This window comes from Streptococcus sp. ZY19097 (assembly GCF_040731245.1).
Lineage (GTDB): Bacteria > Bacillota > Bacilli > Lactobacillales > Streptococcaceae > Streptococcus > Streptococcus orisratti.
Genome location: NZ_CP160400.1, coordinates 732,392 through 758,873 on the forward strand (window position 1 = coordinate 732,392; position 26,482 = coordinate 758,873).

General features: G+C 39.8%; 21 protein-coding genes. 19 read left to right on the forward strand and 2 right to left on the reverse strand.

Annotated elements, in window-relative coordinates; all coding sequences use genetic code 11:
* Window positions 1–108 precede the first annotated feature (108 nt).
* The 3 genes from ABZ559_RS03695 to ABZ559_RS03705 all read left to right on the forward strand — a co-directional run bounded on the left by ABZ559_RS03695 (window position 109) and on the right by ABZ559_RS03705 (window position 4,890).
* Complete coding sequence (locus ABZ559_RS03695; RefSeq protein WP_367007271.1) at window positions 109–1,845, forward strand: ABC transporter ATP-binding protein; 1,737 nt, start codon at window positions 109–111, stop codon at window positions 1,843–1,845.
* A 9-nt stretch (window positions 1,846–1,854) separates the two neighbouring features.
* A complete protein-coding gene (locus ABZ559_RS03700; protein WP_277291341.1) occupies window positions 1,855–3,627 on the forward strand; it encodes an ABC transporter ATP-binding protein in 1,773 nt (590 codons plus the stop codon).
* Window positions 3,628–3,969: 342 nt separating this feature from the next.
* Window positions 3,970–4,890, forward strand: coding sequence for an AEC family transporter (locus ABZ559_RS03705; RefSeq protein WP_277291340.1), 921 nt, complete (start codon window positions 3,970–3,972; stop codon window positions 4,888–4,890).
* Window positions 4,891–5,209: 319 nt separating this feature from the next.
* On the opposite strand, the gene ABZ559_RS03710 is transcribed toward ABZ559_RS03705, so the two are convergent.
* Both ABZ559_RS03710 and ABZ559_RS03715 read right to left on the reverse strand, forming a co-directional pair.
* A complete protein-coding gene (locus ABZ559_RS03710; protein WP_277290673.1) occupies window positions 5,210–5,551 on the reverse strand; it encodes a P-II family nitrogen regulator in 342 nt (113 codons plus the stop codon).
* A 13-nt stretch (window positions 5,552–5,564) separates the two neighbouring features.
* Window positions 5,565–6,800, reverse strand: coding sequence for an ammonium transporter (locus ABZ559_RS03715; RefSeq protein WP_273414898.1), 1,236 nt, complete (start codon window positions 6,798–6,800; stop codon window positions 5,565–5,567).
* Window positions 6,801–7,344: 544 nt separating this feature from the next.
* Here ABZ559_RS03715 and gdhA point away from each other — a divergent pair.
* The 16 genes from gdhA to ABZ559_RS03795 all read left to right on the forward strand — a co-directional run bounded on the left by gdhA (window position 7,345) and on the right by ABZ559_RS03795 (window position 26,328).
* Complete coding sequence (gene gdhA, locus ABZ559_RS03720) at window positions 7,345–8,694, forward strand: NADP-specific glutamate dehydrogenase (RefSeq protein WP_273414896.1); 1,350 nt, start codon at window positions 7,345–7,347, stop codon at window positions 8,692–8,694.
* 309 nt (window positions 8,695–9,003) lie between these two features.
* Complete coding sequence (locus ABZ559_RS03725; RefSeq protein WP_273414789.1) at window positions 9,004–9,399, forward strand: hypothetical protein; 396 nt, start codon at window positions 9,004–9,006, stop codon at window positions 9,397–9,399.
* A gap of 315 nt (window positions 9,400–9,714) precedes the next feature.
* On the forward strand, window positions 9,715–10,224 hold the full coding sequence (locus tag ABZ559_RS03730; RefSeq protein ID WP_367007272.1) for a GNAT family N-acetyltransferase: 510 nt from the start codon (window positions 9,715–9,717) through the stop codon (window positions 10,222–10,224).
* Window positions 10,221–10,631, forward strand: a complete 411-nt coding sequence (locus tag ABZ559_RS03735) for a peptide deformylase (protein WP_018375105.1) — start codon at window positions 10,221–10,223, stop codon at window positions 10,629–10,631. Before ABZ559_RS03730 ends, ABZ559_RS03735 begins: the two co-directional genes overlap by 4 nt.
* 307 nt (window positions 10,632–10,938) lie before the next feature.
* Window positions 10,939–12,666 (forward strand): ABC transporter ATP-binding protein, encoded by a 1,728-nt coding sequence (locus ABZ559_RS03740; protein WP_367007273.1) that lies wholly within the window; start codon window positions 10,939–10,941, stop codon window positions 12,664–12,666.
* Between the two features lies 1 nt (window position 12,667).
* Complete coding sequence (locus ABZ559_RS03745; protein ID WP_367007274.1) at window positions 12,668–14,410, forward strand: ABC transporter ATP-binding protein; 1,743 nt, start codon at window positions 12,668–12,670, stop codon at window positions 14,408–14,410.
* 197 nt (window positions 14,411–14,607) lie between these two features.
* Window positions 14,608–14,757, forward strand: coding sequence for a hypothetical protein (locus ABZ559_RS03750; RefSeq protein WP_018375108.1), 150 nt, complete (start codon window positions 14,608–14,610; stop codon window positions 14,755–14,757).
* A 116-nt stretch (window positions 14,758–14,873) separates the two neighbouring features.
* On the forward strand, window positions 14,874–15,320 hold the full coding sequence (locus tag ABZ559_RS03755) for a MarR family winged helix-turn-helix transcriptional regulator (RefSeq protein WP_273414783.1): 447 nt from the start codon (window positions 14,874–14,876) through the stop codon (window positions 15,318–15,320).
* A gap of 40 nt (window positions 15,321–15,360) precedes the next feature.
* Complete coding sequence (locus ABZ559_RS03760) at window positions 15,361–17,175, forward strand: ABC transporter ATP-binding protein (protein ID WP_018375110.1); 1,815 nt, start codon at window positions 15,361–15,363, stop codon at window positions 17,173–17,175.
* The gene (locus ABZ559_RS03765; protein ID WP_367007275.1) at window positions 17,165–18,943 is read left to right on the forward strand and encodes an ABC transporter ATP-binding protein; all 1,779 of its coding nucleotides are present in this window, start codon (window positions 17,165–17,167) and stop codon (window positions 18,941–18,943) included. The genes ABZ559_RS03760 and ABZ559_RS03765 overlap by 11 nt, the downstream gene beginning before the upstream one ends.
* 472 nt (window positions 18,944–19,415) lie before the next feature.
* Entirely contained in the window at window positions 19,416–21,050 is a 1,635-nt protein-coding gene (locus ABZ559_RS03770; RefSeq protein ID WP_367007276.1) for a urocanate hydratase, read from the forward strand.
* A gap of 16 nt (window positions 21,051–21,066) precedes the next feature.
* Complete coding sequence (locus ABZ559_RS03775) at window positions 21,067–22,125, forward strand: ATP-binding cassette domain-containing protein (RefSeq protein ID WP_367007277.1); 1,059 nt, start codon at window positions 21,067–21,069, stop codon at window positions 22,123–22,125.
* Complete coding sequence (locus ABZ559_RS03780) at window positions 22,094–22,774, forward strand: methionine ABC transporter permease (RefSeq protein ID WP_367007278.1); 681 nt, start codon at window positions 22,094–22,096, stop codon at window positions 22,772–22,774. Before ABZ559_RS03775 ends, ABZ559_RS03780 begins: the two co-directional genes overlap by 32 nt.
* Before the next feature lie 21 nt (window positions 22,775–22,795).
* Window positions 22,796–23,665 (forward strand): MetQ/NlpA family ABC transporter substrate-binding protein, encoded by an 870-nt coding sequence (locus tag ABZ559_RS03785; RefSeq protein ID WP_367007279.1) that lies wholly within the window; start codon window positions 22,796–22,798, stop codon window positions 23,663–23,665.
* A 31-nt stretch (window positions 23,666–23,696) separates the two neighbouring features.
* A complete protein-coding gene (locus ABZ559_RS03790; RefSeq protein ID WP_367007280.1) occupies window positions 23,697–24,806 on the forward strand; it encodes a DUF917 family protein in 1,110 nt (369 codons plus the stop codon).
* Window positions 24,793–26,328, forward strand: coding sequence for an aromatic amino acid ammonia-lyase (locus tag ABZ559_RS03795; protein WP_367007281.1), 1,536 nt, complete (start codon window positions 24,793–24,795; stop codon window positions 26,326–26,328). Before ABZ559_RS03790 ends, ABZ559_RS03795 begins: the two co-directional genes overlap by 14 nt.
* Window positions 26,329–26,482 lie beyond the last annotated feature (154 nt).

The window sequence follows — 26,482 nt, forward strand, 5'->3', positions numbered from 1 at the left end:
TGGGTGTTTGTGTTATTGGGGGTACTTGTTGATAGTCATGTCACCTGACTTGATTAAGATTATCAGTGGTTTTAGGAAAACGAATAAAAGTTATGAGAAAGGAAATTTATGAATTATATTTGGTCTTATTTAAAAAAATCACCCAAATGGTTAGCCATGGATGTATTTGGAGCCTTGCTCTTTGTTGTGGTTAATTTGGGGCTGCCAACTGCTCTAGCTCGAATGATTGACCAAGGAGTGACAGCTAAGAACCCTCAAGCCATTTATTTTTGGGCGGGCGTTATGTTTGTCATTGTTATTTTAGGGATTGTGGGGCGTCTGACACTAGCTTATGCGGCAGGGCGTCTGACAACGACTATGATTCGTGACATGCGTAATGACATGTATGATAAGTTGCAGGAGTACTCTCATCACGAGTATGAAAAAATAGGGGTTTCTTCTCTGGTAACTCGTATGACCAGTGATGCTTTTGTGTTGATGCAATTTGCAGAGCAAACTTTGCGTATGGGCTTAGTGACACCCTTGATGATGATTTCTAGTGTCATTATGATCTTGTTAACTAGCCCATCTCTGACTTGGGTAGTAGCTGTCGCAGTGCCTTTTCTTATCTGGGTTGTCGCTTATGTTGCTATAAAGACTAAGCCATTATCGGAAAAGCAACAAAAGACACTGGATAAAATCAATCAATATGTTCGTGAAAATTTGACTGGTTTGCGCGTCATTAGAGCCTTTGCACGTGAGGACTTTCAAGAACAACGTTTTGATAGTAAAAATGATGAGTATGCAGAAACCTCAAGCCGTCTTTTTAAGCTGACTGGATTAACCGAGCCTCTTTTTGTTCAAATTATTATTGCCATGATTGTTTTAATCGTCTGGTTTGCTTTGAAACCTTTGGCACAAGGTCAGATAAAAATTGGTGACTTAGTTGCTTTTATTGAATACAGTTTTCACGCGCTCTTTTCTTTCCTATTATTTGCTAATCTTTTCACTATGTATCCTCGTATGGCGGTATCGGCAAGTCGTATTCAAGAAGTCATGGACATGCCTATCTCTATCAATCCTAATGAAAATGGCGTTAAGGAATCAGATAGTAAAGGTTATTTGACTTTTGACCATGTGACTTTTGCTTATCCTGGTGAAACAGAAAGTCCAGTCCTACATGATATTTCCTTTGAGGCAAAACCTGGTGAAACCATTGCTTTTATCGGCTCTACTGGTTCAGGAAAATCCTCATTGGTTAATTTGATTCCACGTTTTTATGATGTGACCCTTGGGAAAATTTTAGTTGATGGGATTGATGTTAGAGACTATAATCTCAAAGCTTTACGTCAAAAGATTGGGTTTATTCCGCAAAAAGCTTTGCTATTTACCGGAACCATTCAGGAAAATCTCAAGTATGGAAAAGAAAACGCTACGTTGGATGAACTCCGTGAGGCGGCAGATATTGCCCAAGCTAAGGAATTTATCGAAAGTCGCCAAGAACAGTTTGATACCCACTTAGCTGAAGGTGGCAGTAACCTGTCTGGTGGTCAAAAACAGCGCTTATCTATCGCTCGAGCTGTCGTCAAAAAGCCAGATATTTATATTTTTGACGATTCTTTCTCAGCTTTGGACTACAAAACAGATGCCTTGCTGCGTGCTCGCCTCAAGGAAGTTACGGGAGAAAGCACGGTACTTATCGTGGCGCAGCGAGTTGGTACCATTATGGATGCTGATCAGATTATCGTCCTTGATGAAGGTGAAATTGTCGGCCGTGGTACTCATGAAGAACTCATGCAAAACAATGAGATTTATCGTGAAATTGCCAATTCACAGCTCAATAACCGCAGCTTGACAGAAGAATAGGAGGTTAGAATGAAAGAAAATAATGTCTTTTTGCGCTTGTGGAAGTATTTGAAAAAATATAAAACCTCTCTATTTCTAGCTATCTTCCTCAAAGTGTTAGCCAGTTTCATGAATGTCTTAGAACCCTTTATTTTGGGACTTGCAATCACTGAACTGACTGCAAATTTAGTGGACATAGCTAAGGGAGTCGAGGGTGCTCATCTTAACGTATCCTATATAGTCATGATCTTGGTAATTTATTACTTAAGAGGTCTGGTCTATCAGATTGGTTCTTATGGCTCCAATTACTTCATGACTAATGCAGTGCAAAAAGCTATCCGCGATCTTCGCCATGATTTGAGTCAAAAAATCAACCACATTCCTGTGTCTTATTTTGACAAGCATCAGTTTGGTGATATGTTGGGACGTTTTACTAGCGATGTAGAGAGCGTTTCAAATGCTTTACAACAAAGTTTTTTACAAGTGATTAATGCTTTCTTAACCATTATCTTGGCGGTTGCTATGGTACTTTATCTTAATGTTCCTTTAGCTTTGATTGTTGTCGCTTGTGTACCTTTAACATATTTCTCAGCCCAGTTTATTTTGAAAAAATCTCAGCCTTATTTTAAAGCTCAGGCTGATACGCTTGGAGAAATGAACGGATTTGTTCAGGAAAAACTGACAGGTTTCAATGTCTTGAAGCTTTATGGTCGAGAAGAAAGTTCTGCTCAAGAATTTCGTCAAATTACAGAAAAATTGCGCCAAGTCGGTTTTAGGGCTAGTTTTACTTCGGGTATGATGATGCCAACTCTGCATGCTATTTCTGACTCTGCATATTTGATTGTCGCTCTTGTGGGTGGACTGCAGGTTTTGGCGGGCAAACTGACAGTGGGGAATATGCAGGCCTTTGTTCAATACGTTTGGCAAATCAGTCAGCCTATCCAAACTTTAACTCAGTTGGCTGGTATTCTCCAGAGTGCTAAATCATCACTTGACCGAATTTTCCAAGTCTTTGATGAGGCGGATGAACTCAATCAAGCGACAGAAGTTCTTGAACAAGATCTGACTGGGCGTGTCAGTTTTGAACATGTGGATTTTCAATACATTGAGGATAAGCCCTTGATTCGAGACTTTAATTTGGAAGTGGAGCCAGGTGAGATGGTAGCCATTGTTGGACCGACTGGCGCTGGTAAGACAACCTTGATTAATTTGCTCATGCGATTCTACGATGTTACGGAAGGAGTCATCAAGGTTGATGGTCACGATATCCGAAATCTGTCTCGTCAAGAATACCGGAAACAGTTTGGTATGGTTCTTCAGGATGCTTGGCTTTATGAGGGAACCATTAAGGAAAATCTGCGTTTTGGTAATTTGTCAGCTACGGACGAGGAGATTATTGAGGCGGCCAAAGCTGCTAATGTGGACCATTTCATCCGTACCTTACCAGGTGGCTACAATATGGAAATGAACCAAGAATCAAGCAATATTTCCTTAGGTCAAAAGCAGTTGTTGACCATTGCGCGTGCACTACTAGCTGATCCTAAAATTTTGATTTTGGATGAAGCTACTTCCTCAGTGGATACCCGTTTAGAATTGCTCATCCAGAAAGCTATGAAAAAACTCATGGAGGGCAGAACCAGTTTTGTCATTGCCCATCGTTTATCGACTATTCAGGAAGCAGATAAAATTTTGGTACTGAAAGATGGCCAGGTTATTGAGCAAGGCAACCATACTAGTCTCTTGGCAGACAGAGGTTTTTATCATGATCTCTACATGAGCCAATTTAGCAAAGTCCAAGAATGAGTGTTTACAATTACCTTTAAGTATTGCTATTAAGATAACAATACCTTGACGAACTTGCGTAAAAGGCATCGCTTATCAGAGTTTTTGTGTAGCGCTACTTGGAAGATTTATTAAATCTGCTCTTGACTTATACAACTATCGTGAAAGGAGTTCTCCCTATTTTCTACCAGCAAAGGTTTATTGTGTAGAAGTGAGGGAACTCTTTATTTTGATTTCTCCTTATCAGATATCAGCAAGTGCTGTTTGCTGTCTGGTCTGATTTTATAGGGTATAAGTTTTGAGGAAGAAGTGCTATAATAGAGAAATCACCAGTTAATTTCATCTGTTAACAAAGGAGTTTGTATGGCAATCGCAGCATTAGTCTTTCAAAAATTAGTGGTTTTATTTTTAATCATGGGTGTGGGAGTTTATCTGACGCACAAGGAAATTTTTACAAGAGATGTGACTTTTAAACTATCTAAATTTCTGACCACTTACGTTGCTCCCAGCCTTTTTGTCTCTTCTTTTATTCAGCAGGAGTTCTCCCTTCATCGGCTAATTCTTTTATTGGTGATGATTGGATCAGCCTTTTTTCTTTTGTTAACGCGGATATTTTTGGTTAAATTCTTGCTGGCGGATGATCGTAATATGGATAAATATGCCGCTTTGTTTGCTAATGTGGGCTTTATGGGAACACCTCTGGCTGAAGCTGTAGGTGGGGCAAATGCGGTTTTTTTCATTTCAGGATTTGTGGTGGCTAATCAAATCATGCAGTGGACTTATGGGATATTTCTAATTTCTGAAGGTAAAACAACCATAAATTTTCGCTCTGTCTTGACCAACCCAGCTATGATAGCCACGGTCATTGGTTTATTCTTCTTCATATTGCCTTATCAACTCCCCGTTGTGGTGACTGATGCTATTGACACCATAGCTAAACTCAATACACCACTGTCCACCTTGGTTTTAGGGTCTTATTTTTACAAGGTAGATTTTAAGGAAATTTTTTTCTACAAACCTGCTTACTACGCTGCTTTTCTGCGTTTGATTTTGACTTCGGCTATCAGTATTGGTTTAATATGGCTTCTACCTGTACAAGAGCATGATATGAAATTGGCATTAACCATCGCGTCTAGTTCGCCTACTGCCATGAATGCTGCCTTATTGAGTCAGGTTTATGGCGGTGATTACGAATATGGTTCGCGTCTGGTTTTGTTGACTACAGTTTTATCTTTGATTAGTATCCCGCTGATGATGAGTTTGGCTGCGATTCTATACCTCTGATGAAAATGTTATAAAAAATCGTTTGGAAGTTGAGTTATTCCAAACGATTTTTTGTATTAAATTTTGATACTTTATATTTTTCAAAAATCAGACATTGTTGGTTTGATGAAGACAGATTTATACTCAATGAAAATCAAAAGTAGCCTAGGAAACGAAGCCGACGATAGAACTTGAGTTCATCAAGGCAAGTTGACAACGGATAATTTTGATTTTCGAAGAGTATTAGTTGCAAATTGATGATGTAAACTAGATTAGCTCCATTCGAATCTTTCAAAGTCTTTCACCAGACCTTGGAAACTAGTTTGATTTTGATTGAGTATTATATGGCATCTCCATCTCGTTCGCCAGTTCGGATGCGAATAACTTCCTCAACAGGAAAGATGAAAATTTTACCATCACCAACCTCACCTGTACGTACAGCCTTTATGATGATATCAGTGACTTCATCTGCTGATAAATCATGTACAATCATCTCCACCTTAACTTTTGAGAGTAGAGTAGGGACAATTTTTTGTCCACGAACGTGTTCGGCAAAGCCGCGCTGGTTACCATAGCCAAGTACTTGGCTGACAGTCATGCCTTTAGAGTAGCCTGATTTTGCCAAGGAATCTTTCAAATCTTCTAATTTATCGGGACGAATAATGGCTTCAATTTTTTTCATAATAACTCCTCTCTTAAGAATCTAGACCCATAAATGTAGGGTAGGCAGTTTCTTCGTGCTCGCTGTCATCAAGTCCGATTGCTTCAGCGCGATCGGTAACACGAATTGGGGTAAAGAGACTAATAACTTTGATGATGACAAACGTTGCTACAGCAGACCAGACAATTGTGAAGATGATAGCTGCAATAGTTACGATAAGAAGATGAGGATTACCATAAATCAGACCAATATTTCCCTTGTCTAGAGCCAAATCTGGTGTAGTGAAGAGCCCAGTGACAATACCACCGAAGATCCCTCCGATACCGTGACAACCAAAAGCATCAAGGGCATCATCATAACCAAAACGGCGTTTTAAGACAGAAATAGCAAAGTAACAAAATGGGCTAACGAATAAACCAATTAAGAGTGAGCTCCATAGGGAGACAAAACCAGCCCCAGGGGTAATGGCAACAAGACCAGCGACTAAACCAGTTGAAGCACCAACTAGAGACATCTTTCCAGTTTGGAATTTTTCAATCATCATCCAAGAAAACATAGCGGCTGCGGCTGAGATGTGGGTTGTTAAGAAAGCGTGGACAGCAAGTCCATTAGCACCCAAGCTAGAACCAGCATTAAAACCGAACCAACCAAACCAAAGTATAGCTGCACCAAGTAAAACAAAAGGCACATTATGTGGGCGATATTCTAGGCGATCGTAATCACGACGTTTACCCAAAAGTATGGCTAAAACCAAACCAGAAACCCCAGAAGTAATATGGACGACATCACCTCCAGCAAAGTCGATAGTTCCCCATTTGGCCAAAAGTCCTTCATCCCAGACCATGTGAGCGAAAGGGAAGTAAACAACCAGCAACCAAGCTGCGATGAAAATTAATAGCGGTGTAAAACGCATCCGTCCAGCAGCTGCTCCTGTTAAAATAGCTACTGTGATGATTGGAAACATCATTTGGAAGGCGGCAAACAATGCATCTGGGATGTCTAAACCTCTGCTACTAGCTGTCTCACTAACTCCATTAAAGAAGAGGTGAGAAAAGTTTCCGATAATGTCTCCATCTCCTCCAAAAGATAAAGAATATCCTAAAACAATCCACATCACACTGGCAATGGCGATGGGAGCGATACACATCATCATATTGTTAATGACGTTTTTACGCCTACCGAGTCCTCCATAGAAGAAGGCTAAACCTGGCGTCATGAAAAAGACGAGAGCTGAACAAATCAGCATAAAAGCAATACTACCTGAATCCATAAGCAAAACTCCTTTTTGTTTTATGTTATATAATATAACATTGGTTTCAGAAAATGTAAAGTACTTTTTTGAACTTTCTGAATTTTTGTTCACATTTCTGCATAGAGGATAAGACTATAAAGTTTGTGTTCTTAATGGTATTTTAATGGTGAAAGTACTTATGTAGGAAATATTCACCGCTTTATCCTGTAATTTTTATTGTAACTGACCCAGTGATAGTAGTATCTTATTCGTTGATAAAACTACTTTTGGAGGATGTTTAATGATAAAATGGTATGCTAAAAATTCCTTGCTCAGTTTGATGGTTTTGGTGCTATGATTAAAAGAGTGATTATAGATTGGAGAGTCAGAAATACTACCTAAAGTTCTAACTACAGGATTATTGAAGGTTTAAAGGATAAAAAAGAGTAAGTTTATGTAATGTTTTATAACATGAAAAATTATTGTAAAAACAAGGAAAAGACTTGACAAGAATATTCTGAAAATTTATAATATTCTTTGTAATAATCATTACGCAAATTTTTCTGTCGGAGGACTTATATATATGACAACAGGTAAACAGTATGTTGATAGTGTTTTTGAAAAAGTAAAAGCACAAAACGGACACGAAGCTGAATTTCTTCAAGCCGTTGAAGAAGTCTTTGCCTCACTCGTCCCTGTTTTCGATAAATATCCAAAATATATTGAAGAAAATCTTCTAGAACGCCTAGTTGAACCAGAACGTATCGTTTCTTTCCGTGTTCCTTGGGTTGATGATAAAGGTCAAGTTCAAGTTAACCGCGGTTTCCGTGTGCAGTTTTCATCAGCTATCGGTCCATACAAAGGTGGGCTTCGTTTCCACCCATCAGTAAACCAATCCATCATTAAATTCCTTGGATTTGAGCAAATCTTTAAAAACTCACTAACTGGTCAACCGATTGGTGGTGGTAAAGGCGGTTCAAACTTTGATCCTAAAGGAAAATCAGATAATGAAATTATGCGTTTCTGCCAAAGCTTTATGACAGAACTTAGCAAGCATATTGGTGCTGATACTGACGTTCCAGCTGGTGATATCGGTGTTGGTGGTCGTGAAATTGGTTATCTTTACGGTCAATACAAACGCCTTCGTAACGAGTACACAGGCGTTCTCACTGGTAAAGGCTTGACTTGGGGTGGTTCTCTTGCTCGTACCGAAGCAACTGGTTATGGTGCGGTTTACTTCGCAGAGCAAATGCTTAAAGCTCGTGGTGAAAACTTCGAAGGTAAGATTGCGCTTGTATCTGGTGCAGGTAATGTTGCCATCTATGCTGTTGAAAAATTGCATGCGCTTGGTGCCAAAGCTGTGACTGTTTCAGATTCATCAGGTTATGTTTACGATCCAGACGGCATTGATGTTGAACTTTTGAAAGAAATTAAGGAAGTGAAACGTGAACGCATCGTCAAATATGCTGAAGCACGTCCAAATGCCAAGTTTGTTGCAGCAGGTCAGGGATCAGTTTGGGATGTGAAAGCAGACCTTGCTTTCCCATGTGCAACACAAAACGAAATCAACGAGGAACAAGCTAAAACACTTGTTGCCAATGGTGTTATCGCAGTTTCTGAGGGAGCTAACATGCCTTCAACCCTTGAAGCGATTGATGTCTTCTTGAATGCTGGTGTATCATTTGGTCCTGCCAAAGCGGCAAACGCTGGTGGTGTAGCGGTTTCTGCTCTTGAAATGGCACAAAACAGCCAACGTACACCTTGGTCATTTGAAGAAGTTGACGCTAAACTTTACGATATCATGAAAGGTATCTACGAAAATTCAGCTGCCGCTGCTAAAGAATTTGGTCAAGAAGGTAACCTTGTTGTCGGTGCCAACATCGCTGGATTCCTTAAAGTTGCTGAAGCAATGTCAGCACAAGGTATCGTGTAAGACGAAATACAAACTTTTGCCTCTCAATAAAATATTCAAAGAAGCCTAGAGAGGCTTCTTTTTTGGTATAATGAAGTTGTATATTTTAAACTCTTTGGAAATCAAGTTTGTATGGTCTTGGCTATATAATAAAGATAGCTTTATCTGCACTCGTTGATATGAACGATGTTCGCTTTATTTCTGACCTTCAATGGTTTTTCCTTAGCCTATTGAAGCTAGTCTAATTTTGAGTTGTCAGAGTATTTGTTTATCTACAGATTTATTCCTGTGCTTGTGTTTTGATTGGATATTAACATAAAAAATTTACCTATGAGAAAAAAATATAGTGTTGTAGCTGTCATTGAATTTATTCTTTTCTTTGTCATCTGGTCAGTGATATTTAGACTTGGAGCAGATACCCTGTTGCCATCAGGTTTTTGGAAAATTCTCTTGCTTATCGTGATTTTAGATTGTCTTGAATTCATTTATTTTCTGATTTTATTGGCTCCAAGGATCGCTCACAAAAAACAGAGTTTTATTCTCAATGAACTCCTTTTTACAGTTGTTAGTATGCTAGTTGCTTTATCAGTTAGTGGGCTTGATAATTGGTTTCAAGATGGGAAATACGTCTGGTTTTTAGTGGTTACTTTTGTTGGTCTCATTTATGGCACTGTGTTTTGGTTGGGAAATCATCTGATTTTAAGATATTTAGATGATAAATTCTAAAAAATGTACGAAGGTTTATGTAGGTAACGATAGGAAAAGCTGATAAAAATGCTTCGATGATGATAACTTTTTTCCAGCAAGTTGGTGGAAAAAGCAATAATCTTTTTTAGCGAAATGAAGTTGTGTAGAGATTAATGAAAGAAGCTGCCTAATTACTGGTCAATCTGATGGGAGCTTCTTGCTTGTTAAGGAAGAAAATGAGATTTTCGGGAGCTTCTTGATTTCAAAAAATCTTAAGGTGAATAAAAGAAAGCGCATGGTAGCAAGGTTTTATTTATTTTGTTATAATGTTTCTAGTAAAAACGAGGGCTTGATATGGTTATAGTGAGGAATGCTTTGGCTAGTGATGCCGAGGCTATTTTGGCATTTTGCCAGCAGGTTGGTTCAGAAACCGATAATTTGTCCTACGGAGAAGAAGGTTTGAGTGTTTCTGTTGCAGATGAGGGAATGTTTTTAGATGAGATTCAAAAATCTAAGACATCACATTTTTTAGTAGCCGAAGAAACTGGCGAGATAGTAGGGACGTGTAATTGTAGTGCTTTTCGTAAAAAACGATTGGCACATCGTGCAGAAGTTGGTCTTGCGGTGAAAAGAGCTTACTGGAATCAAGGAATTGGGCATCAATTGCTAACGCGATTGATTGCGGTGGCGCAGCAATCAGGCTTAAAAGTTCTCTCGCTTGAGGTGCGATCTGATAATGACCGAGCGATTCATCTCTATGAAAGCCTTGGTTTTCAAAAACTTGGAACATTTAAGCATTTTATGGAAATTAATGGCCAAGTTATTGATTTTGATATTATGGAATTACTATTGGAGCAAAAATGATTAAATCAATTGTAAAAGATACCTTCTTTCTTAGCCAGCCATCTGTTGAGGCGACTAAGGCTGATTTGTACCTAGCTGAGGATTTACAAGACACACTTGAGGCAAACAAGGAGGCCTGTGTTGGTATGGCTGCTAATATGATTGGTGTGAAAAAGCGTGTTATTATTGTGAACATGGGACTAGTCAATCTTGTCATGTTTAATCCTATTATAACAGCTAAATCACTGCCATTTGAAACTGAGGAGTCTTGCTTGTCTCTGACTGGTTCGAGAAAAACGCTGCGCTATCAGCAAATTGAGGTCAGTTTTTGGGATAAATATTGGCAAAAGCGTAGCTTGACTTTGACAGGATTTTCAGCACAGATTTGTCAACATGAAATAGACCATTTGGAAGGTATTATCATTTGAATGGAATAATTTGCCCTATTATACTTGACTTAACGGGGCTTTGTAATAAATCTTAAAAAATTTTTGAAAAAGCCTTTACATCTTTTGTGAAATTTGTTACCATTATGCGTAGATTAAGAGAAAGGAGCAACTAAAAATGAACAACAAAGAATATGGAACAGTTGTCTTTTTTGAAAAACTCCTTTCTGACCGATTGAATTAGCTTGTTTTTTGCTGTCCAAAAAACAATATAAATGAGCCCGCGGTAGGAAGGTAGTCTTATTGCGGGCTTTTTGTGTGCTTTTGAACGAATAGAAAGAGGAATTTTGTGTTTAAGTTAGTTTTAGAGTATGTTAGGAAGAATAAATGGGTTTACTTGCTAGTTGCGGTAACCTTGATTCTTTATGACGCGACCTTGGTAATTCCGACTCAGGTGGTGCAACGTTTGGTGGATGCTATTGGTAGTCATCATTTGACTGAAAAAGGGTTGCTTTTAACGGTAGGTTTCTTGATTTTGTCAACCTTGGTCAATTATGGCACTGCCTTTATTTGGCATTTAAAATTATTTCAGCAGTCTATCCATTTTAAATTTGATATGCAACAGCGTGCTTTTTATAAGTTAGTTACCATGCGGACGCCATTTTATGAAAAATTTCGTTCGGGTGATATGATGACTCGTTTTTCAACGGACGTGGAAATGCTACAGGAGATGGTGGGTTACGGGCTGATGATTATACTTTATGCGGGTGGCATGATTGCATTTATCATTCCTGTCATGTTTATGATTTCTTGGCAAATTGCCCTTCTGGGTATGATTCCTATTGTTATTATGACTTATGGGACTTACAAGGTGTCAAAACCACTGGATGAGAAGGTGGAAGAGGCGCGTGAAGCTATTTCTGAGCTTAGTAATGAAGTTTTAGAAACAGTTGAAGGCATTCGTGTCATTCGGGCCTACAGTAAAAAAGCGAATCAAGCTAATCGTTTTGCGCAAAAGACGGCTGGACTGGCTACTCGTTGGAATGATATTGCGCGTTACCGTGCTCTTTATATGCCTATGTTCAGTTTCATGCTGGGGCTGAGCACAGTTTTAGTTTTAGGTTCTGGTGTTTTCTTTATGCAGAAGGGACAGGTGACATTAGGACAGGTGGTTGCCTTACAACTCTACATTGTCTCTTTAGTAGAGCCATTCTCTATGATGTCAGATTTCATCCTGGTTTACCAGACAGGTAAGACTTCCTTTGATAAAATCAATGAATTGATTGAGACAGGGGATGATATGGAAAAAGATGGGGATCTTGAACTGACAGAGTTAAGAGACATTAGATTCAAGGATTATAGTTTTGTTTACCCGCAGGCCAGTCAGGATAGTCTCAAAGCGATTTCGCTGAACTTGAAAGCTGGTCAAACACTTGGTGTGGTCGGAAAGACTGGGTCGGGTAAGACAACTTTTGTGCGTCAGTTTTTACGTCAGTATCCTGTCGGTCATGGTATTTTTGAGGTCAATGGCAGAGCAGTGACAGATTATTCTCGTCAGTCATTGGAAGCCTTAATTGGTTATGTGCCGCAAGAGCATATTCTCTTTTCGCGAACAGTAGGTGAAAATATCGCTATGGGGAAGGTAGCCGCCAGTCAGGATGATATTCTAACTGCCATTAAGACAGCGGTATTTTCAGAGGACGTGATACGAATGAACAAGGGGATAGATACAACCATCGGTGAACGTGGGGTATCCATCTCGGGTGGACAGAAACAGCGCATTTCAATCGCACGAGCTTTTATCCGAAAACCGCAGTTGTTGATATTAGATGATTCACTATCAGCGGTTGATGCGAGAACAGAGCGTAGCATTATCCAAAATATCCAAAAAGAACGTGCAGGCAAGACCAACATCATCGTCAGTCACCGCTTGTCTGCAGTTAACCACGCTGACTGGGTGATTGTTTTGGATGAGGGACGAATTGTCGAGGAAGGCACGCCTGAACAGCTCTTGGCAGCCAATGGCTGGTATTACGAGCAATATCAACGCCAACAGGCTCAAGGAGAGGAGGAGTAAGATGGCTACGATTTTACAATTAGTGAAAGAATTAAAAGTTGTTAGGAGGCTATTTGCTGTGGGACTCTTATCCTTGTTGTTGGCAACAGCTGGCAATCAGTTGGCTCCCTTGATTTTGCAGCATATTATTGATAATGACTTGACAGGTGTTTCACACGGTTTGGTCTTGCATCAAACTGATTTTTTGATAAAGCTTGCTATGTATATTGCTTTGCTTGCGGTGGCAGGTGTACTGCGCTACGGCTCTTTTCGGATTTTGATTGCTTGTGCTAATCAAATCGTGACAAATTTGCGTAATCGAGCCTATGGTGTCATGCAATGTTTGCCGATTTCATATTTTGATGACAAGCCAGCGGGGAAGATTGCAACGCGAATTGTCAATGACACGGAGACCTTGCGAAATCAATTTTATAATACACTCTTGTCACAGATTTTCATTACTTTGTTGCAAGTTATCTTTATTTATGGAATTTTAATGACTTTGGACATCAAGGTGGGAATGGCTTTGCTCTTATTGGTACCTATTTTTTATGGTCTGCAGGTGCTTTATAAAAAAGCAACGGACAAACCGATGAAGGATTTTTACGATGCTAGAAGCGAAGTCAATACACAGGTCAATGAAACCATGAATGGTGCAAGTATTATTCAGCTCTACCATCAGGAGGGGAGCGTTCTTGAAAATTTTGATAAAGTGGCCAGTCAGATGAGAAATGCTGATAATCGTATTGTTCTGGTGGACTCTGCGGCATCGTGGACGTTGACTGAGTTGCTTAAATACACGGTGATTGCAGGTGTTTTGACTTTTATTGGCTATCAGTTTCTAGGTGGTAATTTGAGTGTTACCGCAGGTCGACTTTTCATTTATATCAACTATGTGACGACCCTTTTTGATTTATTAGGAATGTTAGTGCGTCAGTTGCCAAATATTCAACGCTCACTGGCGACAGGTCGTCGTGTTATGGAATTGCTTGATGAAGAGACAGAAACAGACAGTCAGGATGAACTTGAGGTGACTACTGGTGTGGTTGACTTTGACAATGTTAGTTTTGCCTACGATGGTCAAAACCAGGTACTCAAGAATATTTCTATTCATGCTAATAAGGGGGAGACGGTTGCCCTAGTCGGTCATACGGGTTCTGGGAAGTCTTCTATCATGAACTTACTCTATCGTTTCTATGATCCACAAGAAGGAACAATCAGTATTGATGGACAAAATATTCGTGAGTTTTCACGTGAGAGTGTGCGTGCTCAGATGGGTATCGTTTTACAAGATCCTTATTTATTTACAGGAACTATTGCTTCCAATGTCACAATGGATAGTGACCTATTTTCTGATGAGGAAATCATCGCAGCACTGGAAAAGGTCGGGGCAGGAGAAATGCTTGCTAAATTGGAACGAGGTATTGATGAGATTGTTGTTGAGAAGGGGGCTGCCTTTTCAAGTGGTGAGCGCCAGCTTATTGCCTTTGCTAGAACGCTTATCGCTAATCCTAAAATTCTTATCTTGGATGAGGCGACTTCTCACATTGACACGGAAACCGAGGACATTATCCAAAAGGCCATGGAAGTGGTTAAAGAAGGGCGAACAACCTTTATTATTGCTCACAGACTATCGACCATTCAAAATGCAGATCAAATTCTAGTGTTGGATGCTGGTCAAATTGTTGAGCGGGGAACTCATGACCAATTGATGCAACTCAACGGTCGCTATGCAGAAATGCAGCGTATTCAGCAAAAAGTGTAAGGATAAATAAGAACACCCAAACGTTGAAGTCGCCTTTTTAATATTGCTGAAACACTACATATTGTGATTGGTGTAAATAGATATATAGTTCCAAAAATTTATTCTATATCAAAGTGGATCAGTTTTCGACTTTTGGAAGTGAAGGAGAGCAGCTATATTTTGTACCAGAGCATTTTTCAATTCAGGAGAAAGCTATTTTGAATTGTCGCTTTCGTCTGCGTCACTGTCCTAAAGAGGCTGATCAATTACGTACTTACCTTGAAAAACAACTGCCTGATTTGGAGCACTTAGCACCGCCAGAAATCAGTGTCATTGACACTTTGCTAACGCCTCCAGTGATTCACTAAAAAAACTGACAGAATTGCTCAGTTTTTTTAGTTCTCCTGAGAACGTTTTTCTTGACAATAGTTCTCCTGGGAACTATAATGGTTTCTACAGTCTCAATTTGTCAGGAGGTGAGGTCGTGGAAAATCCAATAGCGGAGGCTAAAAATCTCTTAACTCAGTTTGAACAAGCAGCGGATACTTTTGCTAAAAAAAATGGTATTGAACATCTTGCAGGACCACAAGGTCGCGTCTTATTTTTCCTAGCGAAACAGAAAGATACCGAAATTTTTGTGAAAGACATTGAAAATTATTTACACATTTCAAAGTCTGTCGCAAGTAATCTTGTTAAACGCATGGCACGAAATGGTTTCGTCAAGACAATCCCATCTCGGACAGATAAGCGTTATAAGCAGATTGTTTTGACAGAATTGGGGTGCCAAAAAATAAAACCTCTGCAAGTCTTTCATGATGAAATGCAGTCTGTCTTGTTAAAAGACATTGATGTCGAGGATCTTAAAACTGTTTTACGAGTCACAGAGCAGTTACGGGCAAATCTGAGAGCTTACCGAAAATCCATTGACTGACAAGGACTTTCTTATTTTTACATATTACAAGGAGTAGTGCATGTTAAAAATCTTAAAACGAATGAATGCTAAAGAAGTTACCATGATTATCTTGGCCATTGCATTTGTTTGCTTAAATGTTTTTCTGGATTTAAAAATTCCAGATTATATGTCTGACATTACCAAACTTTTGTCAACACAAGGAACTAAAGCCAAGGATATCTTTGCTTGGAATTTTGATGCACCGGGCATGCGCATGATTTTGCTCTCGTTGGGCAGTTTTGCTTCCTCGGTTATTGTTGGCTTTTTTGCAGCTCGTACAGCAGCAAGTTTTAGTACTCGCCTGCGTGACGATATTTTCCATAGCGTTCTGAATTTCTCAGATGCTGAGATTAAGAAATTTTCAATTCCTAGTTTATTGACTCGTACGACCAACGATATTACACAAATTCAATTGGTCTTTACTATGGGGATTCAGGTTGTAACAAAAGGTCCAATTATGGCAATTTGGGCGATTACTAAGATAGCCAATAAGAATGGTGACTGGTTGTTAGCCTTGATTGTTGCTGTTGCGGTCATGTTCTTAATGATTCTCTTCCTCTTAATAGCAGTTATGCCTAAGCAACGTCTCATTCAAAAATTGACTGACCAATTAAATAGTGTAACTCGTGAGTCTTTATCAGGTATCCGAGTAGTTCGTGCTTATAATGCTGAAGCCTATCAAGATGATAAATTTGCCAAAGCGAATGATGATGTGACTAATCTTAATCTCTTTATCGGTCGTTCTATGGCTTTGTTGTCCCCGGTTATGACAGCAATTTCTAGTGGTTTGACTCTAGCCATTTATTGGATTGGAGCCCACCTGATTGAAGATATTGCCATTCCCAAAGATCCAACCTTGATTGCTGGAGCGATGAAGGATAAAGTTAATCTTTTTTCAGATATGGTTGTTTACTCATCGTACGCCATGCAAGTTGTCATGGGCTTTATGATGATGATTGCTGTTTTCTTCATTTTGCCACGTGCCATTGTTTCATCAGGTCGTGTCAATGAAGTTTTGGAAACTGAGGGGTCAATACCTTATCCCGATAAAAGTCAGGCTCAACCAAGTGAAAAAGGTTCTGTTGAGTTTGATAATGTTTCCTTCCGCTACAGCAAAAATTCAGAAGCAGTCCTAGAACACGTCTCCTTTAAAGCGAAAGCTGGTCAAACGATTGCGTTCATCGGATCAACAGGCTCTGGAAAATCAACCTTGGTTAACCTCATACCACGTTTCTACGATGCGACGGAAGGTACTATTAAGGTTGATGGTGTGGACGTTCGCCAATACGATCACGACACACTTCATAAAATTGTTGGTTATATTCCGCAAAAAGCTGTGCTCTTTAGTGGCGATGTTACCTCTAACATGGACATGGGAATCAGTAACAATTCCCCACTGGATGATGATAAAATCTGGGATGCTCTTGATTTAGCTCAAGGAAGAACATTTATTGAGATGAAGGAAGGTAAGTTGAAAGCGCCAGTTGCTCAAGGCGGTTCAAACTTCTCTGGTGGTCAGAAACAGCGCTTGGCCATTGCCCGTGCTTTAGCACGTAAACCTGAAATTATCATCTTTGATGATTCCTTCTCAGCACTTGATTACAAAACAGACCGAATCTTACGTTCCCGCTTGAAAGAACGTACAGCTGACATGACCAAATTGATCGTTGCTCAGCGGATTTCAACCATTATGGATGCTGATCAAATTTTAGTTCTTGATGAAGGTAAGGTTGTTGGACAAGGAACACACCAAGAACTCCTTGCTTCCAATGCAGTCTACCAAGAAATTGCCTATTCACAACTTTCTAAGGAGGAATTAGAAAATGGAAAATAAGGAAAAAACATCTTTCTATAATCGATTGAAGCCTTACATTAAAGGGTTTCAACTTCCTTTTATCCTTGCTGTGATTGGGGCAATTATTTCTGCCATTATCACAGTTATTGGACCAGATAAACTAAAGGAAATTACAAACTTAATAACTGATGGCTTAAAAATGTCCTCTGACGGAACTTTTCCTGGAATAGATTTGATAGAAGTTGGAAAAGTAGCCATGAACTTAGCTATTCTTTATGCAATAGCTGCTATTGTAGGCTATGTACAAAGTTTTACTGTTGCAACCATTATTCAGCGCTTTTCGCAACGTTTACGTCGAGCTATTCAGACTAAAATCAACAAGGTTCCACTCAACTATTTTGATAGTCATTCCCAAGGTGACACACTTTCTCGAGTGACTAATGACGTTGACCTCTTAGGTCAATCCCTCAACCAAAGTTTGGGGACTTTGGTAATCTCTACCATGCTTCTTTTGGGCTCAATCTACATGATGTTTCACTCAAATGTCACTATGGCTCTGACCGCAATAGGATCTGTTCTTTTGGGATTCGTACTGGTTGTAGTCATCATGGGTTCCTCACAGCCTTTGTTCAAACGTCAACAAAATAACCTTGCTGCGGTTAACGGCTATGTAGAAGAAATTTACTCTGGACACAATGTAGTTACTAGTTATAATGCCTCTGAAGAAACCAGTCAAGCCTTCAAAAAACTTAATACTAACCTCTATCAATCTATGTGGAAATCTCAATTCCTGTCAGGAATTATGATGCCTTTGATGATTTTTGTTGGGAACTTTGGTTATGTTATGGTTTGTGTGGTTGGGGCCATCAAGGTTATTGACGGAGATATCACCATGGGTGATGTTGTTGCCTTTATGACTTACGTTCGTATCTTTTCACAACCATTATCTCAGATCGCGCAAGCCTTTACCCAACTACAATCAGCTTCAGCTGCTATGAGTCGTGTCTTTGAATTTCTTGAAGAAGATGAAATGGAAGACGAAACACATAAACCACAGCAATTGACACAGGTCAAGGGAGAGGTTGCTTTTGACAATGTCTTCTTTGGTTATTCTAAAGATAAAACCATTATCCATGATTTCTCTGCTGTGGCCAAACCAGGTCAAAAAGTAGCTATTGTAGGTCCAACAGGTGCTGGGAAAACAACCATTGTTAACTTGCTTATGAAGTTTTATGAGATTGATAAAGGAACCATTACCATTGATGGGGTGGATACACGGTTGATGAAACGTGAGGAAGTGCATGATCAATTTTCAATGGTACTTCAGGACACTTGGCTCTTTGAAGGAACTATCAAAGAGAACTTGATTTATAATCAAAAGCAGATCACAGATGAGCAGGTTGTGGCAGCAGCCAAAGCTGTTGGTGTCCATCATTTCATTAAGACCTTACCGAAAGGTTATGATACCTACCTGGATGACTCTGTCACCTTATCGGTCGGTCAAAAGCAATTGTTGACCATTGCGCGTGCTCTCTTGAAAGATGCTCCGTTGCTTATCTTGGATGAAGCAACATCATCTGTAGATACGCGTACCGAAGAACTTATCCAAAAGGCTATGGACAAGTTGATGGAAGGGCGTACTAGCTTTGTCATTGCTCACCGCCTGTCAACTATCCGCAATGCGGATTTAATCCTTGTGATGAAAGATGGTAATATCATTGAGCAAGGTAACCATGATGAACTAATGACACAAAAAGGTTTCTATGCCGATTTGTACAACAGTCAATTTACAGAAAGTGCTGCTTAAAGTCAGTCCCCAAGGGTAACTTGGGGATTTTTTGAATTCTTAAATGATATGGGGGAAATAATGATTATTGTGTATCATTATGAGACATTTTAATATTAATTGAAATAGAAGTAAAACATAGTAACTTTTAGTAAAATATTGCAACTAGAGGATACTCATCAGAATTTATACTTTCTTTGCTTCAGTCTACACATATATCAAGGGGAACGGTAAAATCAAATTACTAATAACAAAGAATTACCTTAAACTTCACCTATTACGAGAGTAGGTGATTATTTCATATTTTAAATATCATTATTGCTGGCCGGTTATGGCAAAGGAAGGATTTATGATAATGAATTGTTGTAAATATAAAGCAGTTTTTACGTGTAACCATAAAAATTGTTTATGACTGGGTATAAAAAAAATAGCTTATGCAGGCAGAAAATTTGATGGTATGATAAACAAATACCGATTGAAAAGGGGAGTTAAAATGGCGATAAAAGCACAACGTGGAAACAGTTTGCGAGCAAAAGGCTGGAGGCAGGAAGGATTGTTACGCCTACTGGAAAATGTCTTGGAAAATGGGGAAGACCCAGAAAATCTCATCGTTTATGGGGCTTTGGGAAAGGCGGCCAGAGACTGGTCTTCTTATCATGCCATTGTGGAGAGTCTGCTAAATCTGGAGGAGGATGAGAGTTTGATTGTTCAGTCTGGCAAGCCCATTGCTGTCTTGAAAACCCATCGGGATGCCCCTGTGGTCATTATGGCCAATTCAAATTTGGTTGGTCAGTGGGCAAGGCCAGATTATTTTTATGAATTATATGATAAAAACTTGATTACCTGGGGCGGTCTGACGGCCGGCGATTGGCAATATATCGGTTCTCAGGGTGTGATTCAAGGCACCTATGAGATTTTTCAATCCATTGCCAGACAGGCCTTTGGTGGCAGTCTCAAAGGGCGCTTTATCCTGTCAGCCGGTATGGGTGGCATGGGTGGTTCCCAACCCTTGGCCGGTAAACTGACGGGCGCTGCCATTTTGGTGGTGGATGTCAATGAAGACAACATTGATAAGCGCTTAGACCTGGGCTATGTTGACAAAAAGACGGCTGACTTGGACCAGGCTCTGGGCTGGATAGAAGAAGCCAGACAAAAAGGAGAGTCGCTTTCGGTGGCCTTGGTGGGCAATGCTGCTACGGTCTATCCGGACATTTTAGATAGGGGAATCGTGCCAGATATTGTCACCGATCAGACAGCGGCCCATGATTTGCTCTATGGCTATGTCCCAGAAGGTTTTAGTCTGGACCAGGTGGCCCAGTTAAGAGAGAATCAGCCCCAGGAGCTGGAAGAAGCTGCGGGCAAATCCATTGCTAAGGAAGTCTCGGCCATCCTAGCCTTTCAAGCCAAGGGTGCCCAGGTTTTCGACAATGGCAACAATATCCGCACCCAGGCCAAACGCTTTGGTATTGAGAATGCCTTTGATATTCCGGTTTTCACCGAGGCCTATCTCAGACCCTTGTTCGAGCGAGCTATTGGGCCTTTTCGCTGGATTGCCCTATCTGGTGAGGCCAAGGATATTGAAGTGATTGATCAGTATATTTTGGAGACCTTTCCTGACAATGACATCATCAGCAACTGGATCAAGTTGGCCAGGGAACATGTTCCCTTTCAAGGTTTGCCAGCCCGCATCGGTTGGTTGGGCCATGAGGAAAGAACCCAGCTGGCCTTAGCGGTCAATGATTTGGTGGCATCTGGTCAGCTTTCAGCCCCTATTGCCTTTACCAGAGACCATCTGGATGCAGGGGCCATGGCCCATCCTAATATCATGACAGAGAACTTGAAGGACGGCTCTGATGCGATTGCTGATTGGCCCTTGCTAAACGCCCTGATTGCATCGTCATCCAAGGCAGACTTGGTGGCCATTCATTCTGGTGGCGGGGGCTATACTGGCTTCATGCAGAGTGCAGGCATTACCCTGATTGCAGATGGGAGTCCTGAGGCGGCCGAGCGCATCAAACTAGCCATTACCAATGATACCAGTCTAGGGGTCCTCCGTTATGCGGATGCGGGTTATCCAGCTTCTCTGGATGAAATCGCAAAAAAAGGAATCCGACATATCGCTTTATAAGGAATGGTGGAAGGATATGATTGAATTAAAGAATGTCAGCAAAACGTTTATTGAAAATCATTCTCAAATAGAAGCCGTTAAAGAGGTAAATCTAGTCATTGAAAAAGAGGATATCTTTGGGATAATAGGATTTTCTGGTGCTGGAAAATCTACTCTCATACGTTGTATCAATCTTTTAGAAAAGCCGTCTACAGGTCAAATAATGATTAATAATCTAGACATAACTGCTTTAAAAGGAAAAGACTTACGAGAAGCCAGAAAAAAGATTGGAATGATTTTTCAGCATTTTAATCTCTTTCCTTCTAGGACAATATTTGAGAATGTGGCCTATCCTCTAGGAGATGGCAGTTTCTCGAAGAAAGAGATTAAAGATAGAGTGTACAATTTACTTCATTTAGTAGGTATAGCAGATAAAGCCCATTCGTATCCATCTCAGTTATCTGGTGGACAAAAACAAAGGGTCGCAATAGCTCGAGCTTTGGCTACGGAACCAAGCATCTTGCTTTGTGATGAAGCAACCTCTGCTTTAGATCCTAAAACAACGTGCTCCATTTTGAAGCTTTTGAAAGAATTAAACAAGAAGTTAGGATTGACCATTGTCCTGATTACCCATGAAATGGAAGTCGTTCGCGAAATTTGTAATCGTGTCGCAATAATGGATAAAGGCCAGTTGATTGAAGAAGCAGATATTTTTTCTCTTTTTGCAAATCCTAAACAATTGTTAACCCAAAGCTTTATCAAGACAACATCAAACCTGCACAAGGTTGAGCAACTGATAGAGGAGGGATTGCTTCCTTTGGAATTAGGAAGCGGTGAAGTAGTTGTCCGCTTGACTTACTTAAGAAAAACTGTTTCAGAACCACTCATATCAAAACTCTCCAAGAAATATTGTGTTGATTTCAACATCATATTTGCAGATATTGAGATCATTCAAGGTTCTCCAATCGGAGGAACAGTTGCCATTTTAAGCGGCGAAGAAGAACAGTTTGAGCCGGTATTGGCTGCCCTAGAAAAAGAGAATGTTAGAGTGGAGGTAATAAGGGATGGCAGAAAGTTTAAACAAACTATTTCCTAATATTGTACCTCTATGGTCTGAATTTTTAAAAGCAGTTTATGAAACAGTTCTTATGGTAGTGTGGTCAGGACTAATCTCTTTTATCCTAGGTCTAGCAATAGGAATCGTTCTGATTGTCACTAAAAAAGGAGGTTTGCTGGAAAATCTATCTGTTTATCAAATTTTAGATAAAATCATTAATTTTTTGAGGTCCATTCCCTTCATCATTCTACTGACTTGGGTTATTCCACTATCACGCCTCTTCATGGGAACCTCCATTGGAATTGAGGGAGCTATTGTTCCGCTCATTATTGGGGTCACTCCTTTTTTCTCTAGACAAGTGGAAGCAGCCCTATCTGAAATAGATTGGGGCCTGATCGAAGCCGCAAATGCGATGGGAACACATCCAGTAGACATCATTTTAGGAATTTACCTAAAGGAAAGTATCTCCGCCTTATCAAGGGCAACAACAATTACTATTATTACGTTAATTAATTTAACGGCGATGGCAGGAGTGGTTGGTGCCGGTGGTTTAGGTGATTTTGCCATTCGTTATGGGCATGATAGAAATATGTCTGACATTACTTGGGTTACAGTATTTACAGTTTTTGTTATGGTGAGTATTGTTCAAGTTGTCGGAAATTGGGTAGCTAAGACAAATAGACATTAAAGAATTTTTAGGGAGAAAAATATGAGAAATAAAAAGCTAGTGATTGGTTTAATCGGTATTTTACTATCAGCTATTGCAATTGGACTTTTCTTTAGAGGAAAATCACAGTCATCGGAAACAAGCAAGGAAACTAAAGTAACAGTGAAACTCGGTGTCGTTGGAAGCGTCTATGAGAAGCTTTGGGCCCCTGCTATTGAGGATTTAAAGGCTGACGGAATCAATTTAGAATTGGTACAATTCTCCGATTTTGTTACTCCAAATGATGCGCTGAACAATAAAGAAATTGATTTGAACGCTTTTCAATTTCAAAGTTACCTTGATAATCAGGTGAAAGACCACGGCTATAATATTGAATCAATCGGCTATACCTATACTTCAAGAATGAATCTGTATTCTAAGACAATCAAAAATTTATCAGACATAAAAGAGAATGATATTGTTGCCATTCCGGATGATGTTGTCAATGCTGGTAGGGCACTTAAGGTCTTAGAAAACTCAGGCTTATTAACCTTAAAAAAGGATGCCGGCTCCAATCCGTCAATTGAAGATATAGAAAGCTATGACGTCAATATTGAGCTGAAATTACTAAAATCAAATAGTATCGCACCAGTTATTTCAGATGTAACCGCAGCAATTATTCCAATAAACTACGCCTTAGATTACGGACTGACAGTGAATAATGTCATCTATAAAGATGAGGCAGTTGAAGATAGTAACTATTGGATCGTTATTGCAGCAAATTCGGATCATTTGAAAGATGAAGAGAAAAAAGCTACCTATCGGAAAGTGGTTAAAGCCTTCCAATCTAAAAAAACCGAAACGGTTTTTGATGAGGATTTTGGCGGCAATTACGTTAAAGTTGGTTGGGATAAAGATTTGCTAAATAACTAACATTCATAAATACAGAATAAGAAGGTAAGATATGGTTGTCAAAAAATTAAAACGTAAGGATGTTCTGGCTGCCTGTACAGGTGGCGCTGTTTTGGCCAGTGGCGGAGGTGGCTTTTATGAGCACGGTCTAGAGATGGACTATGCCGCTGTCGCCATCAATGAAGTTCCCTTGCTGAGTCTGGATGAATTGGAAGAGGATGACATTGTCCTCACTCAAACGGCTATCGGAGCGCCAGCAGGGACGACTGATTGGCAGATGTTGGGCCGGGACTATATCAAGGCGGTGCAGCTGATTCTTGAAAAACACCCCCATCCAGAAAAAATCAAGGGGTTGATGACGCCGCAAAACGGGAAATCTAGCTCCACCAACGGCTGGTTAGCAGCCGCAGCCCTGGGCTTGGCTGTGGTCGATGCAACAGGAGACCTCCGAGCCCACCCAACGGGCAAGATGGGCAATATGGGGGTGGCCAATGATCTCAGCTATCAGACCATCCAGGCCGTTTCTGGCGGACGGGAAGACACAGGCCGCCATATTGAATTAGCAGTAACAGGGACCTCTGCCTATACTTCTAAAATTTTACGAATTGCATCGGACCTATCAGGCGGCTTTATCGCCGCAGCCCGCAATCCTTTGAGCGTTGCCTATCTCAAGGAACATGCGGTGGTCGGTGGCCTCTCTTATGCTCTTGATTTGGGCTATGAAATCCTGTCCCATCAAGGGAAATCTGGTCCTGAGATTATTGAAAAAATCGCCGCCTTTACATCAGGTGAGATTTTGGGAACAGGTAAGGTCATCAAAAAGGACATCATCTACACGGATGAGGCTTTTGACATTGGTCAGGTCCATATCAAGGTCGGTCGTAGCACCCTAATCGTACATGTCCAAAATGAATACATGGCTGTCGATACTAAGTCTGGCAAACGTCTAGCGACGTATCCAGATGTGATTAGTCTCTTTCGGACAGCTGATGCCCATCCCTTGAGCACCAATGAGATTGAACTGGACCAAGAGGTAACGCTCTTTAAGATTGATAAGAGCCAATTTCCACTCAGCTCAGGTGTGACAGACCCGTCTGTCTATCCAGAAGTGGAGGAGAATTTAGGTATCAAGCTTTACAATAAAGCATTTGGCGAAAATTAGAAAATGTTGGTTATTTCGTATGGAATTGACAGGATATGGGTTAACAATTAGTGATATTGAGCGGATTGTTTCAGGTGAAAAAGTAAATATTTCTACTCAGGCCTATAAACGAATGAAGGCTTCAAGAAAAGTTGTTTTACAAGCTTTAGAGGGAGAACAGTTAATTTATGGCCTAAACACAGGAGTTGGAAAAAATAAAGATCAAAGAATTTCTTTAGATCAAATAGAAAGTTTTAACCGTCAGCTCATTTATGCTCATTGTGTAGGGATTGAGCCTGAACTTTCAGTGAACAATGTCAGAGCTACTATGCTGATTCACCTTAATAATATGTTAAAAGGGTATTCTGGTGCCCAAGTTGCTATTGCGGAACGGCTGCTCGATTTTCTAAATTTAGGTATCACACCAGTCGTTAATGGTTTCGGCTCAGTTGGGGAAGGAGATATTGGGATTCTTTCTTATATCGGATTAGCTTTAATGGGAGAAGGATTGGTCGACTATAAGAATAAACGTTACCAAGCTAGAGATGTATTCGAATTATTGGGTTTAAATCCGATTCATCTTTATGCTAAGGATGGATTGGCTATTATTAGTTCAAACGCAGCATCTTTTTCGCGATTAGCCCTATTAATTCCTAGACTGGAAAACCTCTTATATTGGTATGACTTGGTATTTGGAATGTCCTTGGAGGCTTTGAGTGGAAATGTTACTCCTCTGGATGAAGTGGTTATTGGAACTAAGCACCACTCCGGACATGTCTTAAGCAGCCGCCATATTTTAAAAGCTCTGGAGGGAAGTTATTTATTTTATAAAAAATCAAGCACGGTTCAGGATCCGCTGAGCTTTAGAAATGCTACCTTAATTCACGGAGCCGCTTATGACAGTCTCTCTTATGTCCAAAAACTCCTCTATAATGAGTTGGAGTCATCAGACGATAATCCAATGGTTGACATTTCAAAAAAACGTATCATTTCTACTCCTCACTTTGAAACGATTAATGTCAGTTTGGCAATTGAAATGTTAAATATTTCTCTAAGCCATGTTTCTAACGCCTCCGTTCAACGTATGTTAAAATTGGGAAATCCAGATTTTACAGGTCTTAGTCGTTTTTTAATAGCCAACAATCAGCAATATTTTGGTTTACAAGCTTTACAGAAGACAGCAGCAACTTTAGATATTGAAATTCATCACTCTTGCCAAATTTTATCCAATATTTATTATCCATTGGCAGGGGAAGTTGAAGATAGGCAAACTAACCTCCCGCTTATTCTTCAAGAATTGGAGATGATTATCGAGAAACTCAAAAATATCCTAGTAATTGAGATTGTTTATGCAACCCAGGCATTGGCTTTGCGTTTTCCTAAAGATAAGGAATTAGGGTGTTTAACGAGTGAACTGTTTCAATTGATTTTTGATAAATATGGAACATTGGAGGATCATCATATGCTTTATGACGTAATCGGAAAGATTTCAAAAGATATAGATAATCTCTGTATTAGAACTCTTTTTCAAAAAGTACTCTGACCTTTCAAGTTTTATCGCTAAGTTAATATTGTTGCTAAAAATCATTGAGAAGCTTTTCTAGTCGTAATGGAGTGATGAGTTTTAAAGTCACTAATAATAGTCAAAATATTTGACTATTAACAATAGATAGTTTACACTAAAAAAGTAAAAATAT

Coding starts and splice junctions, on each gene's coding strand:
- ABZ559_RS03765 (WP_367007275.1), top strand. CDS start 17,165: ATGGAAAATAAGGAAAAAACATCTTTCTATAATCGATTGAAGCCTTAC.
- ABZ559_RS03735 (WP_018375105.1), top strand. CDS start 10,221: ATGATTAAATCAATTGTAAAAGATACCTTCTTTCTTAGCCAGCCATCT.
- ABZ559_RS03715 (WP_273414898.1), bottom strand. CDS start 6,800: ATGGATTCAGGTAGTATTGCTTTTATGCTGATTTGTTCAGCTCTCGTC.
- ABZ559_RS03705 (WP_277291340.1), top strand. CDS start 3,970: ATGGCAATCGCAGCATTAGTCTTTCAAAAATTAGTGGTTTTATTTTTA.
- ABZ559_RS03730 (WP_367007272.1), top strand. CDS start 9,715: ATGGTTATAGTGAGGAATGCTTTGGCTAGTGATGCCGAGGCTATTTTG.
- ABZ559_RS03725 (WP_273414789.1), top strand. CDS start 9,004: ATGAGAAAAAAATATAGTGTTGTAGCTGTCATTGAATTTATTCTTTTC.
- ABZ559_RS03710 (WP_277290673.1), bottom strand. CDS start 5,551: ATGAAAAAAATTGAAGCCATTATTCGTCCCGATAAATTAGAAGATTTG.
- ABZ559_RS03785 (WP_367007279.1), top strand. CDS start 22,796: ATGAGAAATAAAAAGCTAGTGATTGGTTTAATCGGTATTTTACTATCA.
- ABZ559_RS03780 (WP_367007278.1), top strand. CDS start 22,094: ATGGCAGAAAGTTTAAACAAACTATTTCCTAATATTGTACCTCTATGG.
- ABZ559_RS03745 (WP_367007274.1), top strand. CDS start 12,668: ATGGCTACGATTTTACAATTAGTGAAAGAATTAAAAGTTGTTAGGAGG.
- ABZ559_RS03790 (WP_367007280.1), top strand. CDS start 23,697: ATGGTTGTCAAAAAATTAAAACGTAAGGATGTTCTGGCTGCCTGTACA.
- ABZ559_RS03760 (WP_018375110.1), top strand. CDS start 15,361: ATGTTAAAAATCTTAAAACGAATGAATGCTAAAGAAGTTACCATGATT.
- ABZ559_RS03695 (WP_367007271.1), top strand. CDS start 109: ATGAATTATATTTGGTCTTATTTAAAAAAATCACCCAAATGGTTAGCC.
- ABZ559_RS03700 (WP_277291341.1), top strand. CDS start 1,855: ATGAAAGAAAATAATGTCTTTTTGCGCTTGTGGAAGTATTTGAAAAAA.
- ABZ559_RS03770 (WP_367007276.1), top strand. CDS start 19,416: ATGGCGATAAAAGCACAACGTGGAAACAGTTTGCGAGCAAAAGGCTGG.
- ABZ559_RS03775 (WP_367007277.1), top strand. CDS start 21,067: ATGATTGAATTAAAGAATGTCAGCAAAACGTTTATTGAAAATCATTCT.
- gdhA (WP_273414896.1), top strand. CDS start 7,345: ATGACAACAGGTAAACAGTATGTTGATAGTGTTTTTGAAAAAGTAAAA.